The following is a 20,404-nucleotide window of genomic DNA, read 5'->3' on the forward strand; positions in this document are numbered from 1 at the left end:
AATTTTTAAATAACATTTATAATAGAGGTAGATATGATTGATATTGAAAAATATTTTAATAAAATTATTAGATATTTTGATTTATATACAAAGAAAGATATAGATAAATTGGATTTAGAACATCAAAATGAAAGACAAGATTTGAAATTGGTGTGTAACAATAAAATACAAGAAATTAAAACATCTTATAATAATCAATTAAAAGAAATTGGAATAGATTATAACAATAAACTAGCAAAAGTAGAATCAGTATATAAAAATAAATTAGATGAGACTATAATATTTTATGAAAATGAATTGTGTATAAATAATTTAGAACGTATAAAATTTCAAGAAATAATAAAAGAGAATGAAAAGGCTATAAATAAATTTAGTTTAAATATGCCTATATTACAATTTATTGAATCATCACCAGAAATAGCTAAAAATCTTTATACAATTGAGTTCTTTGTAGATGATGAAGAAATTAAAGAATTCATTCTGTCAAAAAAACTTGGAAATCCAACTCCAGAGCAATGGGAAGTGATTTTATGTAAAAATAGTACACAGCTTGTTGCCGCAGCTGCTGGTTCTGGAAAGTCTACTACAATGCTTTTGAGAATTTTAGTTCTTATTAAATATGCCAATGTAAATTCAAATGAAATAGTAGTGTTTTCTTTTACAAAAAAATCTTGTGAAGAACTTCGAGGTAAACTTAAAGAACATGTTAAAAAAGCAGAATTAAAAATTGATGAATTATCTATTGAGAGAATGATTAGAACATTTCATTCTAAAGTTTATGAAGTAGCAAAAAAATCAGGCATTTTAGGTTCATATAAATTATTTGAATTTATTAAAGATAGTGATGAAGAAGATACTGAGGATGAATCAGATATTGAAGTTGACAATATATTTAATAATAGTAAGTTGAGTTTAGTACAAAAAAATATTTTAAAAGAGGTTTACACAAAAGCTTATCATGAAGATAGTAATTTTAAAAAATTGATCCATGAAATATTTTTGAAGAGTAATTTAAATAAAACTTCATTAAAAATAGAAAATCCAAGCATGGACTATATTCAATTTTGTTTATCTTTTTCAAAAGCATTATCTCAAACCTTTGAAAAAATTTATCAAACAACTTATGATACAAGTATTAAGAAAAAGGCTTTTTCTAAATATATAGATAATGCATTTTTTTATTATCATATCTATTTAAAAAATTTAGATATATATCTAATCTTTAGTCCTGATAAAGATATTTTAAATACATCAGAGTTTGAAGATGTCAAAGTAGAGAATAGTAAAAATGGGAAATTATATGAATTAAAATATGCTATAAATTCACATAAAAAAGTTTTTGGTTATTGTGATTTGAGAGCTATTTTTGTAGAAAGTCAACAACAGCTAAATGATATACTTTTAGTAGATAAAATATATGATAAGAAAGAAGATGATGATATTCCTATTCTTTTTGATATTAAGGTGAGTTCTTTATTCCGAACAAGTTTAATTTATGAATTTTTCTATACACTTATAAGTTTTATTGAAAGTACAGGTATTTATTTTGAACAATTAGAACAACTTAAGGATAAAATATTAGAAGATAATACTTTAGATAAAGAGCATCAAAATATATTCGTAGCTTTAATGATTTATTGGAAGTTTATGAAACAATATTTTATCGAAAATAAAATATATCAGTTTTCAAATTTGCTAAAATATCTTTCTGAAAATAATATTCAATATTTTGAATTCGCATCTGCTTCTCTTCGAAGTATGAAAAATATATTAATAGATGAGTTCCAAGATATATCACCAGAGATTGTATCATTTATTCGTGGTGCTCAAAATTATTTATATACACAAGAACAAAAAATATCTTTGATGTGTATTGGAGATGATTGGCAAAGTATTTATGGATGGAGAGGTAGTACTCCATCATATTTGATTGATTTTAATAAACACTTTAATTGTGAACATGATGAGCTTGTTATGTCGTATAATTTTAGGTCTTCTCAGGATATCCTTTCAAAAGCAGAACTGATTCTTAATAAAACAAAAATGAAGTTAGATAAAACTGTAATTGCACATAATGATTATCGTGATAGTGAGTTTATAAAAGTATCACTTAACAATAATCCCAATAATTTAGATTATAAAAAAATAATTGAAGATATTAATAAAAGAATTAATGAAATTAGAACAGAATGGTCTGATGCAATTATTTATATTTTATGTAGACAAAATCAAAAAAAATTAAATGGAATAAAAGGTGCAGATAAAATTATGACATATCACTCTTCAAAAGGTTTAGAAGCTGATATATGTTTTTTAGTAGGTGATTGTGACTATAAAGAAAAAGATATTATTCGTAATTTAATATATCGTCTTGCTAAATATGAACAAACATATGATGAAAGCCAACGAGATGAATCATTAAGACTAGCCTATGTAGCTGCAACAAGAGCAAAAAGGAAAGCATATTGGTACGGACTAGAACAATCAGAGTTTAGTCATATATTTCAATAGATTTTTTTTGTTAATAATTCATTTATTTCTACTTTGAATTTTTTTAATACAGAATACATAATTGAAATCTCTATAATTGATTCTTGTGAAGTTAAGAAACCTGGATATAGTTCAGATTCATAAGAATTTATTTTTTTATCAAGTTGAACTAAACAGTTTTGTAAAGTATTTTTTTGTTTTAGTATTTTGATACATTCAAATAAACAATCCTCATAAGCATTTAATTCACAACAATATTCATGTATGAATTCATTTTTTACTTCTTTAGGATAAGGTGTTATATCATCATTTAAAATATTATTTATTGATGATTTTCTTTTAATAACTAAATCTAAATAAAATATTACCAATTTATGTATTTCAGAATAGTCTATATTTTTTTGTGAAAGTTCCATTCTTATACATTCATAATTTTCATCATTTAGCATTTGATCGAGCATAATATATATCCAGCTATTGATTTGTTTTCATATTAAAAATACCATCTTGTAGAGATAGTGTTATATTGAATATTTGATAAATACCATGCAGGAATATTTTGTTTTTCATACCTATATTTATCTAATATTCGATTTATGTTTGAAAATTTATTTTTTTTATAAAATCGATTTATTCTTGATGGAAAATTTTGTAGTAATACAATTGAGTAAGAAAGTAAAAAAGATAAAGTTCTTGGTTCTAATGTTTCAATATATTTAATTTTAATATTTCTACTTTTCATTACATTTTTAACAATAATTCTAAGTAAATAAAATAATCCAATTGAATAGTAGTATCTTTGATTAATTTTGTAGTATCCAGATTCTAAAATTTTTAATAGTTTTTCTTGTATTTTAATATGGAATGAATTTGATTTGATTTTAACTATTTCTGATTTTATTAAATCAAATCCACAATTATGACATTCTGAAAGTTTTTGTTCATAATACAAATTTGGATATTTCAACCCTTTTTTACAGTTTGGACAATGATTTTGTAAGAAACATAAATGTTTTTCACAAATATTTACAATCATTAATCTCCATTCTTGTTTCAAATAATTGTTTTCTTCTAAGCACTTAGGGCAAAACCTTGTACTATAAAAAATATTTTTATAAGAAGTACTTGAAATAGGTGATATCCATCGTTTTCTACCTTTTATATCAATATTTTCTTCTAAAAAACCATTATACTTTCTAAGTTGTAATTCTTCAATATTAGATAATTTTGTTATTTCATAAAATGTATTTAACTCAATTTTTGAGAAATTATATAAATCAAAATCTCTTTCATAAAATCTTTTAAGTTTAAATAATTTATCTACAATAACAGAAATTCTTGTATAGTTAGCTCTTGAAATTCTAAATAACCAAGATGTTAATAATTCATCATAATAAGGAGTTGGAATATTCATAGCTTACCTTTTTCTCATAGATGGTTTAGTAAAATTTATTGAATTAAGTACATCAATATCTATTTTTTCTTTTCCATTTCTAAGTGCAAAAATTGATGCTTTTTGTAATATTCTTGCAACTTCACCAATTAATCCTTCACTCATATTATAAATTAATTTGAAAAGTTCTTTTTCATATAAATTTGATGCTTCCTTTAAAGGAATAGTGCTTTCAAAACTAAGTAATAGTTTTGCAAAATTAATATCTGGATTCCATTTTTTTAATTCAATAGGTTCAAATCTATTTGCAAGTTGTGGGTCAGCTGTTATAACACTTTGTACTTCCCAAACACCAACACCTACTATTGGTATTTGCATATCTGTACTTAGATGTTTTACTGCTGTTAAGAATTTCTTTTGTTGTATTATGTTTCCATGAAAAATATCTTGAAATTCATCTATTATAATCATTTTAGTTTCTACATCACTCATGACTTTTTTTAATTGAGCTTCTTTTCTTGAAGCTGATTCATTTACTGTATAAGGCATATAGTATGCATCTAAAAGTTTTTCATATAAAGCATTATGACTTGGTGAAATAGGTGCTGAGATTTTAATAACTGGAATTTTATTAGTAATATCTAAATATCTTTGATGATTATTCATAAATCTATTAATAATAGTTGTTTTTCCATTATTTGTATCACCAATAATAAGTAATCCTGGAATTCTTTCTTTATCTGGATAATCAAATAAATCTTCTAATTCATTAAGAATATTATTTGCTTGTGGATATGGAATCCAAACTTGTTCTTTACATTTTTTTATTCTTTCATCTATTGATTTATCTAAAAATTCTTTTGCTATATCAGTAAGACTATTATAATGATTTGTACTTAACATAAATATTCCTAAAATTCAATAGAGTCATCAATATCATCGAGTATGATATTTTTATTTTTAGAGATAGAAGAATCATCAATTCCACTAAAAGGGGTTACTTTTTCTAAATCAAACCATTCTTCTTTAATGGGTGTATTTTTATTAAGTAAAGGTTCTGAATTAAAATCATTATTTGAAATTAATATTTTATGAATACTATTTTTTTCATGAGTATTCTTGTTGAGTTTATTTACTCTGTCAATATTTTTTCTATGGCTTTTTGTCTTATTCTTTGCTTCTTGAGCAATTTCTCTAAGTTTTATAAGTGCTTCAAAAATCTCATTTTCATCATATTCTATATTTTTCTGTTTTTTTAAATACTTTTGTGCAGCTGTAAATTCCCAAATAGATGTTTTTGGTAATCTTGAATTTCTATATGGAAGTTGATAATATTTTTTTGAATCAGGGTTGTAAAACCAGATTTTACTAATATCTCTTGGGTCTCTTCTTATAATAAATTTTCTTTTGATTTTTTTACCTCTTATCATTTCAAATGATTCAATCCATACATTAAGATAATAATAAATTGTATCAAGTTGAATACCATATTTTTGAATAGTTCTTTCAAATTTTGGAAGTAAATTTATTTGTAAAAGTTGTTTGTCTTCAACAATTTTTGGTAATCCTTTTGGTGGTTGAGATGGTGTTCCCATAATTCCATCACGATATTTTTGAATAGGAGACATTTCTAATTGAGAATGTATATTTTTATGATATACATCTGCAATTAAAAGAGTAAGCCATTTTTCAAATTCATTAAGAGTCATATTGGCTTTTTTTTCAGAGTTATAATTTTTACGTTCAGAAATGTTTCCAAAAGTCGTAGCTTCAAGTGCATGAATATAATCATTTAAAGTTCCAAGTAGTCTTTCAATATGAGCTCCATATCGAGGTCTTGCAACTGGACGCCAGATTATATCAATTCCATATTCTTCACAAGTGTGTTGCAAATCAATTCCTCTAAATTCTTTTGCATTATCCATATGTAAAGCTTTTGGAATACCCCAAACATTCCAATCTGATGTAAATTGATATTTTTCTTTAATTTCATCTTTAGGTACTATTGCATTATATAAAGCCTGACCTGTACCAAAATATCCTGGTGCTTCAAATGAAATATAAAATCCTGCAACCATTCTTGAATATACATCTATAGCTACTGTAATCCAAGGTCTACCTAATTCTTGTCTATATTCATCATCAACAAGAATAATATCAACTTTTGTATGGTCAATTTGTAGTATATGAAGAGGATATAAGCCATCAGGATACTCTTTTTTATTAATATCTAATTTTTCTGCTTCATTTTTACCAATACGTTTTTTTAAAACTAATTTTTCAGATAGTGAATTAACTCTTCTTCTTACCGTAACTTCAGATGGTGGTTTTATTTTTACATTTTTACATCTGATAACAACTTCTTCATAAGTTCTTGAAACAGTTGGTTTTAAATTAGTGAGGTAATATTCTTTTAGAACAATATCAATAATCTCGTCTTGCTCATTTGTTAATCTACTTTGACCTTTTCCACCTTTTATTTTTGTTTGAACAAGTGAACTTAACTGCCCAGTTGAATTATAATCTCTTAGCCAATTATAAAGAGTAGTTGGTGATACTTCTAATTCTTTCGCTCTTTTTTCAATTTCTTTTCTTGAATTAAGCCCTATAAGTGGTTTTATTGCCTCATATCTTTTTCTAGCTTCGTCCAGTTTTTTCTTAGGTATTAAAGATAAATCTTCACATACATTTATTTTTTGCATATCTAAAGGTTTAGATGCTAAATCTTTAATTGCAATACGTTCTGTTTCAAATGTTGCAGTGCTTTTTGCAAAAACATAGTTAAAATCTATAATTGATATAATTACATACTCATTGTTAAGTTTGTAAACTTTATTTCCTTCTCTTATTTCTAAACTCATAATAAATATCCTTCAAATACTAGACCTTCAAGATGAGATTTATAAAGTTTTTCATCATAAGGTCTTAGTTGTAATAATTGTGTTTCAAGTGTAAGTTTCTCATACATATTAACAATTAATATTTTTTTTCTAATCATTGCCCAAATTGTTGAAATCATTGAAAGTTGTTTAAATTTATCACTACTATATTCTTCTAATAATTGTTGAATTGTAATTTGTGGTATGAATAAATTATAGATTATTTCATAATTCTCTATTGATAAATCTTCATAATTTAATAAAAAATTTACATTAAATTTATATTCACCACTTTTAATATAAGGACATCTATCAGTAAAAAATTTAAAATCTACATTTTTATTCTTAAGATAACTAATCATTGCCTTATATTTTTGTTTTTCAGTTGAGAATATTTTTTTTAATTCATTGTAATATTTAACTTCTATAATAATGTTATTGTATTTTGGTGGAGTTTCTATATAAAAATCTGGAGTATATGTATATCTTTTATTATCAATAAAATATTCAATTGTAATTGGTTGTTCAAGTATTTTTATAACAAAATTCTCAAATTCAAATAAATATAAGAAATCTCTTTCAAGTTTTGATTCAAAGCTAATCATTCTATTTGATTTCTTACTAGGAATTTTACCTGTAATATTTCTATAATTCTTTGGTATTTTTCTTGATGGTTCATTTAAATTCAAACTTTTCTCCTTTTTAAAATATTTAATTTAATTTGATAAATATAAACTTAGTACAATATAATTCGATAAATAATCCAAACAAATTAGATAAAATTTCTTATTAATATTGATATTTTTCAATTTTAATCCAATTTACTTTAATAATTGATAGACAGAGTCAAATCAGCTTTATTGGTAAATAATTTTAAATTTCCACCTCTAAAAATAACTGTAAATTTATCTCCTTCTGAAATATCAAAAAAAGGAACACATTTTGACTTGGCTATTGCTTTACAAATAGCACTTTTTGATGAACAAAAGCTAAAATTTGATGATTTTTATTTTTTTGGAGAGTTGGCACTCGATGGAAGTATAAAAGATACAACATTGATTTTTCCTATGGTTTTATCTTTGGTTAAACAAGGATTATTAAAAAAAGTTGTTGTTTGTGAAAATAGTGCAATAAAACTATCAAATATACCAAATATTGAAATTTATGTAGTAAATAATCTAAATAGTGCCATAGAGTTTGTAAAAACTGAAAATAAAGAGAGATTTTTATATAAAAAAGAGATTTTAGAATATAAAACTATTGAATTAAATGGTGAGAAATATTTTTATGATACAAATTATACAGAAGATTTTAGATATGTTTTAGGGCAAGATATGGCTAAATATGCAGCTATGATTTGTACAGCTGGAAACCACAATTTGATTATGGAAGGAAGTCCAGGATGTGGAAAGTCTATGATTGCAAAAAGATTGCAATATATTTTAGCTCCTATGAGTTTAGAAGAGATTTTGGAAAAAGCAAAACTTCAAGCACTTGATTTTAAAGATGTAGATTTTTATCCAATAAGGGCTTTTAGAAGTCCTCATCATACAGCGACAAAATCTTCAATTTTAGGTGGAACAAATTCAAAAATGGGCGAAGTTGCACTAAGCAACAATGGAATTTTATTTTTTGATGAATTACCACACTTTCCAAGTAATATTATAGAAGCTTTAAGAGAACCACTTGAAGATAATAAAATTTTAATCTCAAGAGTAAATAGTAAAGTGCTTTATGAAACAAAATTTATCTTTGTTTCAGCACTCAATCCTTGTCCTTGTGGAAATAGGCTCTCTAGTGTGAAAGAGTGTAGGTGCAATGAACTTGAAATTCAAAGATATAAAAATAGGCTTAGTGAACCATTTTTGGATAGGATTGATTTGTATTTGGTGATGAATGATAGTTTTAATGACAATAAAAATATCGTAAGTTCAGCCGAACTTCACGAAAGTGTTATAAAAGCTTTTATCAAACAAAAAAGTAGGGGACAAAAAGAGTTAAATGGAAAACTAAGTGATGAAGATATAAAAAAGTATTGTATTTTAGATGATGAAAGTAAAGAAATACTTGAAAAAGCAAGGATAAACTACTCACTATCTTTTAGAAGTATAAATAAAGTTTTAAAAGTAGCAAGAACTATTGCAGACTTGAATAACAATGATATTATCACTAAAAGTGATTTATTAAAAAGCTTAAATTTTAGAAGAAGGTAATAATGATTGAAGATGAGAAAATAGATTATGATAAAAATCCAATTGAAATTAAAGATTATAATACTTTGTTTATGTTCTTAGTTAATATAAGTTTAATTCCGGTTTTAATATTTGTTTATATAAATCATAAATATAATCCAGGAGAAATTAGTGAAGCTTCATTGTATAGAAATTTATTTATTATTATTCCGTTTGCTATGAGTTTTTATATGGTACCTTATATAAAATCAAGAGGAAAGCGAAAAATAGTTTTAACTAATACTGATATTAAATTTATGCACGAAAACAAGATCATAGAAGAGATTAAAATTTCTGAAATAACAAATATTAAGAAAACATATATTGATATGTATCATAAAAGCCAAAACTTAAAATCTTATCAAAGATTTGGGTTACTTATAGTTTTTCCTTTAATAGCAATACTCTCAGATTCTTATTATATATTATTGATTATTCCATTCATGCATATTTTTTTAGTAATTACAAAATATTTATTTCATAAATTAAAAGATGAAAATTATAAATATAAATTTTTTGATGCAATATTAGTTTATTCTGGTGATAAATTTATAAATATTTTACCTACTACAAATAATGAATATGAAAAAGTTAGAAAATATTTTTTGGATAAAAATTTAGGTGATATTCAGAATAAAAATATTTATTTTAAATTATTTGAACATTCATTTGAAAGAATAAAGTTTGATAGACACTAATATAAAGCCTTATAGAAATTATGTTACTATTACAACTATTTATTAAAAAAGGCAAATAATGACAAAATGCGGATATGTTTCAGTTGTAGGACGACCAAATGCAGGTAAAAGTTCTCTTCTAAATTGGCTTGTTGGTGAAAAAATAGCGATGGTTTCACACAAAGCAAATGCTACAAGAAAAAGGTCAAATATCATAGTTATGCACGAAGATGACCAAATTATATTTGTAGATACTCCAGGAATTCACGAAACAGAAAAACTTTTAAATCAGTTTATGTTAGATGAAGCATTAAAAGCTATGGGTGATTGTGATTTGATACTATTTTTAGCTCCAGTTACTGATAGTTTAAAATATTATGAAGATTTTTTACAAAAAAATAAAAAAAATACAAAACACATATTACTTTTAACAAAAATAGATTTTATAAACAATGATGAATTGATGGTAAAACTAAAAGAGTATGAAAAATATCAAGATAGATATGAGGCGATGATACCAATATCTATAAAACGAGCTACAAAAAAATCTGATATTTTAGATGAGGTTGTGAAATATTTGCCAGAACATCCATATTTATTTGACCCAGAGATTATGACAACTGAACATTTAAGAGATATTTATAAAGAGTTTATAAGAGAATCAATTTTTGAAAATATTAGTGATGAAATACCTTATGAAGCTGATGTTGTTGTAAATAAAATAGAAGAAAAATCAAATGTAGATGTGATAAAAGCTACAATTGTAGTGCAAAAAGATACCCAAAAAGGTATGATAATAGGAAAAGGTGCAACTGCCATAAAAAGAATAGGAAAAGATGCAAGAATAAAAATAGAAAAGCTTAGTGGTAAAAAGTGCTTTTTAGAACTTTTTGTAAGTGTTAAGAAAAACTGGACAAAAAATAAAGAAGCTTTAAAATCTATGGGTTACGAAATAGAGAATTAATCTTAATTTCAAGATAGCTTAAATATAATTCAAATGTTTGCTCTATATTTTCTAGGGGATAAATATGACTACATTTGCTTTATCAAAAGATATTTTTGTTTTTGAGGTCGAAACTAGCGAAAAAATAGATGAAAGATATTTAAAAAATTTTGTCTTATCTAATCTAAAATTAAAAAATATCAATTTAAATCCAAACAATACTATATATATAAATTTTATTGAAAATATAAAAGAGTATCAGTTTTTTATAATAGATAATAGTTTTAAATATTTTGAATTTGAAGCTTTTTACTCTATTTATAAAAATAAAAAAGTTAATGGATTTGAACTTTTTATTTGTGATGATTTCTTTGTTATTTTTAAAGACTCATCATTTTATTACTACCAAAAAATAAGCCAGAATATAAATCAAGATGATTTTTTACAATTTTTAGATAAAAAATTTAAAATAAAAATAGAAAAAATCCATCAGATAAATAGTGATATTTTAAAAGATTTTAAAAATGAATTTCTAAAAACAGTTCCTAAAAAATACTCAAAAGAACCATTAAAAAAGATTGAACTAAAAAGAGATTGGAGTTTTTATATATATATTTTCTATATTTTTATAGTTATTTTTTGTTCATATTATTACTATGAAAATAGTCTAAAAGTAGAAGAGAAAATAGAAAATATAGTCAATATTGAAGATATAAAAGAACAATATGCTTTTAGAAGTTTTGAAGATAGTTTTTATGAAATTCTAAAAAATATTGATAAAAATGGAATTGTTTTGATATCTTTTGAATTTAGGCAAAATATGGCAAAAATTGTTCTAAATTCACAAAAAAAAGAGAATATAAATCTTTTTTTAGAAAATTGCAAAAATGTATTTTCATCTTCTATAAATTTTATTGAAGATAGTAAAACTTTTGAGGCTACAATAGATGTTGAATTCAGTCAAAAATAGCTTTGAAACAAGTAGTTTAAAAATCAAAATAGAGCTTTATATACTACCTATATTGGTTTTGTTATTAATATATATTTTATTTTATCAACAAAATAGTGAAGATTTTGCCCAAGCTCAAAATATAGAATTAATAAATCTTGAAAATAAAAAATATGATAAATCAACATTAGAACTTTTAAATGATATTGAAGAAATAGCAAAACAGAACAATGTTTTTATCCAAAAAAGTGAAAATAGCAAAGATGATATTTTTTTACAAGCAAAATCAAAAAAGAGTGATTTATTAAATTTTTTACATAAGATAGAAATTCTAAATAATTTTACAAATATTTATAGTTTGAGTTTAAAAAAAGTTGGATTTGATGATTATTTATTTGATTTAAGAATAGATATATCAAAGTTTTATATCAAAAAAATAGAACAAAAATATTTGCTCAAAAATGATGAAATAACAGAAACTATTGAAGATATAAAAGAAGAAAAAATAGATTTAGGAAATAGTCAAAAAATTGATTTTGAAATTGGTGCAATAGTTGGAAAATATGCTTTTATAAATAATACTTGGGTGGAATTGAACGACTATATATCTAATTACAAACTTGATTTTATAAGTAGAGATTTTGTTTTATTAAAAAAAGATGAAAATATTATAAAATTGGAGGTAAATAGTATTGAGTATTTTAAAAATTCTAATTGATTACTCTTTATTTGAAAAATATGATCAAGAGTATTTTATAAAAAATTTGATTATTCCGATTTGTGAAGATAGTATTAGTTTGAAATTTGCAGTTTGTAAAAACTCAAATTTAACAACTATAAAAGATGATTTTGTAAAACTTTTGACTTATGTTGAAGTTGATGAATTTGAGATTTTATTTATATTATCAAATTTAGAAAGTAGAAAAAATCTATACAAAATTGCACAAAAATCAACAATTCAAAATAGTTCTGAAAAATATACTGTACAGTTTTTAGATGAACTTATTTTATATTCAATAGAACAAAGAGCAAGTGATATTCATATTGAAAAATTTAAAGATTTAGTATTGTTTAAATTTAGGGTTGATGGGAGATTGAAAATATTTTTTAGTTTTGAAGCTGAATTTCTTAAAATATTTTCATCTTTTGTCAAACTTATATCGAATTTGGATATGACACAAACACGCCTTGCTCTTGATGGTAGATTTACACGATATATTGATGATAAAAAATATGATTTTAGGCTTTCAACCATGCCAACAATAGACGCTGAATCAATAGTTTTAAGAATTTTAGACAATAAAAACATAGATAAAAATCTTCAAACTTTAGGTTTGAGTGAAGATATATACTCTACACTTTTTGATGTTTTAAAACTAACTCAAGGTTTGATTTTGATATCTGGTCCAACAGGAAGTGGTAAGACTACAACTTTATACTCTATTTTAAAAGAGTTAAATAGTGATGAAAAAAAGATAATAACAGTTGAAGACCCCATTGAATATAAAATAGATAGTATAAATCAAGTACCTATAAACAATAAAGTAGGGCTTAGTTTTGAAGTTGTTTTAAAAAATATTTTAAGGCAAGATCCCGATATCATTTTTATTGGAGAAATAAGAGATAAATTTTCTCTTGATATTGCACTCCAATCTTCACTTACAGGGCATTTGGTACTAGCTAGTATTCACTCTTCAAACTGTTTGGAAACAATCACAAGATTGATTGATTTAAAAGCAGATCCTTTTTTAATATCTACAACTTTAAAAGCTATTATGGCTCAAAGATTGGTTTTGACTTATTGCAAAAGTTGTATGGCAAGTGGTTGTAAAAAGTGTAATTTTACAAAATTTTATGATAGAAGTTCCATAGCTGAAATTTTAAAAGTTGATGAAAAAATATCATCTTTGATTTTTCAAAAAGCAAGTTTAAATGAGTTTAAAGAGTATTTAAAAACTATCAATTTTAAAACAATGCTTGATGATGGAAAAGAAAAAGTTGATAAAAAGATTACAAATATTGATGAAGTTTACAAAGTGGTAAACTTTTGATGAAAAAATATAAAATCAAATATCAAGAAAATGGACAAATAAAAACTAAAATTGTAACAAATACAGAACTAGAAGAACAAAAAATATCTAAAAATATTTTGGATATTAAAGAGCAAAAAAGTTTTAATTTAAACAAAAAAATCACAATTGATGAAAAAAATTTGAAAGATATATTTTATGAATTGAATTTGATGCTAAAAGCAAATATAAATATAAGTGATGCCTTGGAAATTTTGATAAAAAATAGAAAAGATAAAAATATTATAGATTTTTTGCAAACTATAAATTACTCTTTATCAAATTCAAAGCCTATAAAAAATGAGTTAGATAGATTTAAAATAGATACAAACATAAAATCTTTTTTAGAAATTTCTCAAAATAGTTCAAATTTAAGTTTGAGTATTGAAGCAATTTATATTTTTTTAAATGAGTCAATATTGATGAAAAAGAGTTTTTATAAAGCTATTTCATACCCTATATTTTTAAGTTTTAGTTTTATTGCTTCAATTATTGCTATATTTTTGATAGTTGTACCAAATTTTAAATCTATTTTTGCACAAGCTGGAAATCATTTACCACTTGCTACAAAAATCTTACTTTATATGGAATATTTTTTTAGAGAGTATTTTATTTTTTTAATATTAACTCCAATTTTACTCATACTTTTTTATATCTTTCTTTCTAAATATAGCACAAGATTCAATTTTCTTGTAACCAAAATGTTATTGAAGAATATTCCATTAATAAGAAAAATATACCTAAATTTCGAGTTATATAAACTATTTTTGGTTATAGACATAATGCAAAAATCAAAATATGAGTTTCATAAAGCTTTTCAAACTGCACATCTTTTATTAAAAAACAAATATTTGTTGGATAAAATATATAGTATTAATAATTTGTTAGAAAATGGAAAAACCATTAGCTATTCATTTAGTAAATCAGAAATTTTTGATGATATTGTTTTAAATCTTTTAAATACAGGAGAAGTTTCAAACTCTTTGGAACTTACTATTTGTGAGATTAAAAAGATTTATAAGAATAGATTTGATGATAGCGTAAATTTTTTAATTTTATTGATACAACCAATATTTCTAATATTTATGGCGTGTTTAATTCTTTTCATTGTAATTGCAATATTTACGCCAATTTGGGATATGGGAAGTATGATTCAATAAAGGAGCGTATATTGATAAATTGTTATTTAAAAAAAGACAATAGGCTCACAGTAGTTGAAGGGATTGATTTTATCAGTAATGATGAAGATAAAAGTAGTGTTATTTGGATAGATATGCTTTTCCCAACAACAAGTGAAGTAAGAGCTGTTGAGGAACTTTTTGATATGAAGTTTCCTACAAAACAAGAAACAGAAGAGATAGAACTAAGTTCTAGGTATTGGGAAGAAGATAATAGAATTGAGATAAATAGTTATTTCTTGATCAATGATAAAAATGAACCTATCAATGAAACGGTATCTTTTATTCTTCAAGAAAAACTTTTAATATCTGTTAGATATAAGAATTTGGCAAGTTTTAGTACTTTTACGAAAAGATTATTAGCTAGTCCAAGAGAGTATAAAAATGGTTATTCAATTTTTTGTCAAATCATCGATATTAGAATCGATGCTGATGCTGATATTATTGAAAACTTAAGTAAAGATATAACGGTTTTGAGAAAAAAAGTATTTCATGATGATTCAGATACTGAAGATATTTTGGAAAAAATATCTACTTTTGAAGATTTGAATATGAAAATAAGAGAAAATCTTACAGATAAGCAAAGAATTCTAAATTCTTTGATAAAATCTCAAAAATTTGTAGATGAGAAAAAAGAGATACCAATAATGTTAAAAGATATTAAATCTTTGATTGAACATACAAATTTTAATTTTGAAAGATTAGATTATTTACAAAATATCTTTGTTGGACTTTTGAGTGTACAACAAAATAAAGTTATTAAAATATTTACAATTGTAAATGTTATTTTCTTACCACCAACGCTAATAGCGAGTATTTATGGAATGAACTTTGTAAATATGCCAGAATTAAATTGGGAATATGGTTATCTTTTCTCAATAGGAATTATGGTTTTAGCAGCAGTTAGTCCATTGATAATATTTAAGAAAAAAGGATGGATCTAATTTTAAATATGAAAGGAATAAATTTTTATGAATAATGAGATAAATTTCGAAAATGCAGTAAAAAATATTTTAGAGTATGTTGGAGAAGATATAAATAGAGAAGGTTTACTTGATACTCCAAAGCGTGTTAGAAAAGCTTATGAGTTTATGTTTAGTGGATATCAATTGAATCCAAAAGAAATCATACAAAAAGCACTCTTTACATCAACAAATGATGAGATGGTTGTTGTAAAAGATATAGAGTTTTACTCTTTTTGTGAGCATCATATGTTGCCTATTATTGGTAAAGCACATGTTGCATATATTCCAAATGGAAAAGTTGTAGGGCTTTCTAAAATCCCAAGAGTTGTAGATGTTTTTGCAAGACGACTTCAAATTCAAGAGCAGATGACAGAACAAATCTGTGAAGCTTTAAATGAACACTTAAAACCAAAAGGTGTTGCAGTTATGATAGATGCAAGACATATGTGTATGGAAATGAGAGGAGTTGAAAAAATCTGTTCTACAACAGTAACTTCATCTTTAAGAGGACTTTTTAAAAGTGATAAAAAAACAAAAGATGAGTTTTTATCAATCGTAGCTTCTTCATCTTTTCGTAAATAAAACTATTCAAACTTTTTTCTATTTTTAGAAAAAAGTTTTTAGTTTTACTTTTTTATAATCCAAGTAATCTAAAAATAAAAATAACTAATTTCATCTATTTTTGTTACCAAAGGTAACTCTGGCTAACAAATTTCAAAATTCTTTTGCAAAAATTGTCCATTTTTTTCAAGTTAATCGTCTTACTATATAGAGAAACAAATTCTCAAAATTAATACAAAGGATTTAGGATGAAAAGAAAGATTTTCATTTCAGTTTTAGCATCAATGATGTTAAGTGGAACAATGTTAAATGCAAAAGAGATAAGTTTGCAAGAAGCAGTAGAGAATATAGTAAAGAAATATAATGTAACATATATTTCAAAATCAAAAGATTTGAAGAATAAAATAGTAGATTCAGAAAAGTTGAGTTTCGGGGGGGGGTACGGTATTAAGTAATCTAAATAGTGTACTAGAAGAACATAATCTCAAAGCTATCGAAGAAGATAGTATAATTTACATAATAGAAAAACCAAAATATCAAAACTTTGGTAATACTACTGTTTTAGATGAAATATCTGTTTCTAGTTCTAATTATAAAAATGGAAGTGCAGAATCAGGCTACCTTGTAGATGAAACTTCAGAGATAGGACCTTGGAAAGGTAAATCACTTCAAGATACACCAGTATCAATAAATGTAATCACAGAAGATTTAATACAAAATATTCAAGCAACTTCAGTTGATTCAATCTATAAAATAAATCCTGTTGTTCATTCTGTTACAAATCAAGGAAGAGAATGGTGGAATCCTATAAATCTTAGAGGATTTAGTATTAACACAGCTGCTTTTGATGGTATGAAAAGAGAAAAATGGCAATATTTTGAAAATGCTAACTCTGAAGAGTTTGAACGAATAGAAACTATTACTGGTTTAACTGGGTTTTTATATGGGGGAGATAGTGTAGGTGGAATTATGAATTATATTCCAAAACGACCAACCTCAAAAGCACAGCATAGTGTAACACTTGGTAATGCAGGGGGTAAAAGTGGATACTACACTCATATAGATTTAGGTGGCCCATTAACTGAAGATGGAAAACTAGGATATAGGCTAAATGTAGTTAGTCAAGATAATGACACTCATATAGAACACCAAAGTATAGAAAGACAAATGATAAATCTAGCACTTGATTATAAACCAACGGATAATCTACTTCTTCAAGCAACAGTTTCAGATAGTAAATATAGAATGGATGGAATGCCTATGTCATGGAACTTGAGTAGTGGAGTAAAAAGACCAAGTGCAAAAACAATAGATGCAAATAAACTTTGGGGAGAAAAGTGGACATTTAATGATAGAGAAACAAGAAGATATAGTACAAATCTTTTATGGAATATCAATGACAATATAAATTTTAGAGCGGCTTATATGAACGAAACTTTGACACGCAAAGGTGTACAGTCTTCTGGACGTATATCATCAGATGGAACTTATAGCAAATATACAGATAATTCTGAATGGTTACAAGATAGAGATGGTTATGGTGTAAATGCTTTCTTTGATTTTGACTTTGATACAGTTGGAGTAGAACATCAATTGACTCTTGGAATGCAAAAAGGTGAATCAAAAACAAGTGGGAATAGATATGGCTATTCTTCTGCTGCAAATGTAACTGTGACTGGATTATCTTTTAATAATCCAACATATCATAGTGAACCTATGAAAGATTCTATTACTTCAACTTTTAAAAATGAACAATATTTAAAAAGTACAAACTATATTATTGGAGATAGTATAAGTTTTAGTCCAGAATGGGATTTACTTGTAGGAGCAAATTATGTTGAATTTGAATATAAAGATGATAACTATAAAAAAAGTAAATTGACTCCATCAGCTTCACTTGTATATAAACCAATAGAAAATTTAACTTTATATACAACATATATGGAAGCTTTAGAAATGGGTGGAATAGCTGGTGATACTTATGGTGGATACGCAGTTATAAATGCAAATGAGATGATGGAACCAGTTAAAAGTGACCAAATAGAAGTTGGAGCAAAACTTACTTTAGGTAATACACTCCTAACAGCTACTTATTTCGAAATAGATAAAGCTTTTGAATTTTATGATAATGATGATATTACAAAACCAAAATATGTTCAAGATGGAAGACAAGTTCATAAAGGATTTGAGGTTACAGCAACTGGTAAAATCACAGATAATCTAACAGCTCTTGGAGGCTTTACTATACTTGATGCAAAAGTAAAGGAAAATAAAAACAATCCTGCTTTGGAAGGTAAAAGACCTAGTAATGTTGCAGATAATTTCGTAAAACTATATTTAGAATATACTCCATTTGATACTATTGATTTTGCAGTAAATGGTGGAGCAAACTATACTGGAAGTTTCTATGGAAATAATCTAAATACTGATAAAATAGATAGTTATACATTGGTAAATCTTGGTGCTAGATATACTACAAATGCGACAACTTATCCTTTGACTTTTAGATTAAATGTAAATAATGCTTTTGATAAAGAATATTGGGTTAGTAGTAATTATTTAGGTGATAGAAGAACGATTCATGCTTCTGTTCAAATGAAGTTTTAATTTGTGAAATAAAGTAATTTTTTTATAAATTTAATTCTAGTTTTTCTAAACTTTCAAGTGAAAGCTTATGGAAGTTTAGATAACTAGAGTTTTCATCTCCCATATATTTATAAAAATTTTCATTTCTTATTGTACAAACAAGTTGAAAATCTTTTCTTTTAAGATTTTCAAATTCAAAGTGAGTTTGGATATATTTTTCGCAATAATTTTCAAATATCTCATCTTTAAAATTTAGTTTATTTGTCCCTTTATTTAGTTCAGGACAAGAAATATCTATATAGATTTGATTATCCAAATGTGGACTCAAAGGATAAGTTTTACAAACTTTTGGGCGATTTTCATAAATTGTACATCTAAAATTTTTTAAATGTGGACAAAAATCAAAGCCATTTGATAGCAAAATTACAGGTTTTATAAAATCTAAAGAACCAAAGATAAATAAAATAGGAAAATTTTTGTAAACAGTTTCAAACTCTTCTTTTAATATTTGAGAATATATACTTCCATATAAGCCACTACAACATTGTGCTTGGCAATTTTTACAATCCCCAAAAGTAAAAGTTTGATTTGAAATAGGTATAAAATCTTTCATAAACGAGATTTTACATATATTTTGTTTCAATTAGATAAAATACAAAAAAATTTAGGAAAAATAGTGAAAAAGAAACTAATAAAAATTATAAAAAAAGCTGGAAAAATCTTAAAAAAAGGTTTTTATTCAAATAAAGATGTAACTTTTAAAGCAAAAAAAGATTTAGTTACAAAATATGATGTTGCTGTTGAAAACTATTTAAAAAAACACTTTAGCAAACATTTTAAAGAGTTTAATATAATCGCTGAAGAGTCAGATAACTCAAAAGTAGAATTTAATAATTCAATTATAATAGACCCGATAGACGGAACTACAAACTTTGTAAATGGAGTTCCTCATACTGCTATATCTGTTGGAGTTTACAAAAATAAAAAGCCATATTTAGCTGTTGTTTATAATCCAATTTTAGATGAACTTTATGTTGCAAAAGTTGGAAAAGGTGCATTTTTAAATGGTAAGGAATTAAAAGTAAGTACAGAAGAAGATTTACAAAAATCACTTCTAGCCACAGGATTTCCATATACAAGTGGTTCAAATGAAGATGATTTAAATGATGTTTTGAAAAAAATCAAAGATGTTTTACCACATTGTCAAGATTTAAGAAGACTAGGAAGTGCTTCTATTGATTTGTGTATGGTTGCAAAGGGAACTTTTGAAGGTTATTATGAGATGAATTTAAAACCTTGGGATGTTAGTGCAGGAGTTTTGATATTAAGTGAAGCTGGTGGAAAAATCACAAATATAAGTGGTGGAGAATATAATCTATTTGAAGATAAATATATTGTTGCGACGAACGGCAAAATACACAATCAACTTTTATCAAAACTTGATATTTAGTAAGATTTATATATAATCTTAGATTTTAAAATG

Annotated in this window: 19 protein-coding genes; 13 read left to right on the forward strand and 6 right to left on the reverse strand. The window is 24.8% G+C overall.

Translation table 11 applies throughout. The features are described from left to right. Positions 1–33: 33 nt before the first annotated feature. Complete coding sequence (locus CRU91_RS03855; RefSeq protein WP_113893579.1) at positions 34–2,511, forward strand: UvrD-helicase domain-containing protein; 2,478 nt, start codon at positions 34–36, stop codon at positions 2,509–2,511. On the opposite strand, the gene CRU91_RS03860 is transcribed toward CRU91_RS03855, so the two are convergent. From CRU91_RS03860 to CRU91_RS03880, 5 genes are read right to left on the reverse strand one after another with little or no spacing between them, the layout of a single operon-like run. Continuing rightward, on the reverse strand, positions 2,505–2,951 hold the full coding sequence (locus tag CRU91_RS03860) for a hypothetical protein (protein ID WP_113893581.1): 447 nt from the start codon (positions 2,949–2,951) through the stop codon (positions 2,505–2,507). The genes CRU91_RS03855 and CRU91_RS03860 overlap by 7 nt on opposite strands. A gap of 32 nt (positions 2,952–2,983) precedes the next feature. Beyond that, positions 2,984–3,904 (reverse strand): TniQ family protein, encoded by a 921-nt coding sequence (locus tag CRU91_RS03865; RefSeq protein WP_113893583.1) that lies wholly within the window; start codon positions 3,902–3,904, stop codon positions 2,984–2,986. A 3-nt stretch (positions 3,905–3,907) separates the two neighbouring features. Beyond that, the gene (locus CRU91_RS03870; protein WP_113893585.1) at positions 3,908–4,786 is read right to left on the reverse strand and encodes a TniB family NTP-binding protein; all 879 of its coding nucleotides are present in this window, start codon (positions 4,784–4,786) and stop codon (positions 3,908–3,910) included. 8 nt (positions 4,787–4,794) lie between these two features. Continuing rightward, a complete protein-coding gene (locus tag CRU91_RS03875) occupies positions 4,795–6,744 on the reverse strand; it encodes a Mu transposase C-terminal domain-containing protein (protein WP_113893587.1) in 1,950 nt (649 codons plus the stop codon). Beyond that, entirely contained in the window at positions 6,741–7,451 is a 711-nt protein-coding gene (locus CRU91_RS03880; protein ID WP_113893589.1) for a TnsA endonuclease N-terminal domain-containing protein, read from the reverse strand. Before CRU91_RS03880 ends, CRU91_RS03875 begins: the two co-directional genes overlap by 4 nt. 144 nt (positions 7,452–7,595) lie before the next feature. Between CRU91_RS03880 and CRU91_RS03885 the strand changes: the two genes are divergently transcribed. The 11 genes from CRU91_RS03885 (at position 7,596) to CRU91_RS03930 (ending at position 18,942) form a co-directional block, all read left to right on the forward strand. Further along, a complete protein-coding gene (locus CRU91_RS03885; protein ID WP_113893591.1) occupies positions 7,596–8,975 on the forward strand; it encodes a YifB family Mg chelatase-like AAA ATPase in 1,380 nt (459 codons plus the stop codon). Between the two features lie 2 nt (positions 8,976–8,977). Continuing rightward, positions 8,978–9,691, forward strand: coding sequence for a hypothetical protein (locus tag CRU91_RS03890; RefSeq protein ID WP_113893593.1), 714 nt, complete (start codon positions 8,978–8,980; stop codon positions 9,689–9,691). Between the two features lie 58 nt (positions 9,692–9,749). Beyond that, entirely contained in the window at positions 9,750–10,634 is an 885-nt protein-coding gene (gene era / locus CRU91_RS03895) for a GTPase Era (protein WP_113893595.1), read from the forward strand. A gap of 64 nt (positions 10,635–10,698) precedes the next feature. After that, a complete protein-coding gene (locus tag CRU91_RS03900) occupies positions 10,699–11,583 on the forward strand; it encodes a hypothetical protein (RefSeq protein ID WP_113893597.1) in 885 nt (294 codons plus the stop codon). Continuing rightward, the gene (locus tag CRU91_RS03905; RefSeq protein ID WP_113893599.1) at positions 11,561–12,280 is read left to right on the forward strand and encodes a hypothetical protein; all 720 of its coding nucleotides are present in this window, start codon (positions 11,561–11,563) and stop codon (positions 12,278–12,280) included. The genes CRU91_RS03900 and CRU91_RS03905 overlap by 23 nt, the downstream gene beginning before the upstream one ends. Then, complete coding sequence (locus CRU91_RS03910; protein ID WP_235826943.1) at positions 12,255–13,613, forward strand: GspE/PulE family protein; 1,359 nt, start codon at positions 12,255–12,257, stop codon at positions 13,611–13,613. The genes CRU91_RS03905 and CRU91_RS03910 overlap by 26 nt, the downstream gene beginning before the upstream one ends. Further along, complete coding sequence (locus CRU91_RS03915; RefSeq protein WP_113893603.1) at positions 13,613–14,791, forward strand: type II secretion system F family protein; 1,179 nt, start codon at positions 13,613–13,615, stop codon at positions 14,789–14,791. Before CRU91_RS03910 ends, CRU91_RS03915 begins: the two co-directional genes overlap by 1 nt. Positions 14,792–14,802: 11 nt before the next feature. Further along, positions 14,803–15,753, forward strand: coding sequence for a magnesium/cobalt transporter CorA (gene corA / locus CRU91_RS03920; protein WP_113893605.1), 951 nt, complete (start codon positions 14,803–14,805; stop codon positions 15,751–15,753). 27 nt (positions 15,754–15,780) lie between these two features. After that, the gene (gene folE, locus CRU91_RS03925; RefSeq protein WP_113893607.1) at positions 15,781–16,356 is read left to right on the forward strand and encodes a GTP cyclohydrolase I FolE; all 576 of its coding nucleotides are present in this window, start codon (positions 15,781–15,783) and stop codon (positions 16,354–16,356) included. Positions 16,357–16,583: 227 nt separating this feature from the next. After that, the gene (locus CRU91_RS12215; protein ID WP_222718389.1) at positions 16,584–16,790 is read left to right on the forward strand and encodes a hypothetical protein; all 207 of its coding nucleotides are present in this window, start codon (positions 16,584–16,586) and stop codon (positions 16,788–16,790) included. A 187-nt stretch (positions 16,791–16,977) separates the two neighbouring features. Further along, on the forward strand, positions 16,978–18,942 hold the full coding sequence (locus CRU91_RS03930) for a TonB-dependent siderophore receptor (RefSeq protein WP_268876309.1): 1,965 nt from the start codon (positions 16,978–16,980) through the stop codon (positions 18,940–18,942). A 22-nt stretch (positions 18,943–18,964) separates the two neighbouring features. On the opposite strand, the gene CRU91_RS03935 is transcribed toward CRU91_RS03930, so the two are convergent. After that, entirely contained in the window at positions 18,965–19,534 is a 570-nt protein-coding gene (locus tag CRU91_RS03935; protein WP_113893609.1) for a YkgJ family cysteine cluster protein, read from the reverse strand. Between the two features lie 63 nt (positions 19,535–19,597). On the opposite strand from CRU91_RS03935, the gene CRU91_RS03940 reads away from it, so the two are divergent. Then, positions 19,598–20,371: an inositol monophosphatase family protein gene (locus tag CRU91_RS03940; protein ID WP_113893610.1), complete on the forward strand. Its 774-nt coding sequence runs from the start codon at positions 19,598–19,600 to the stop codon at positions 20,369–20,371. Positions 20,372–20,404: the final 33 nt, after the last annotated feature.

Origin of the sequence: Aliarcobacter vitoriensis (assembly GCF_003316695.1) — a bacterium.
GTDB lineage: Bacteria > Campylobacterota > Campylobacteria > Campylobacterales > Arcobacteraceae > Aliarcobacter > Aliarcobacter vitoriensis.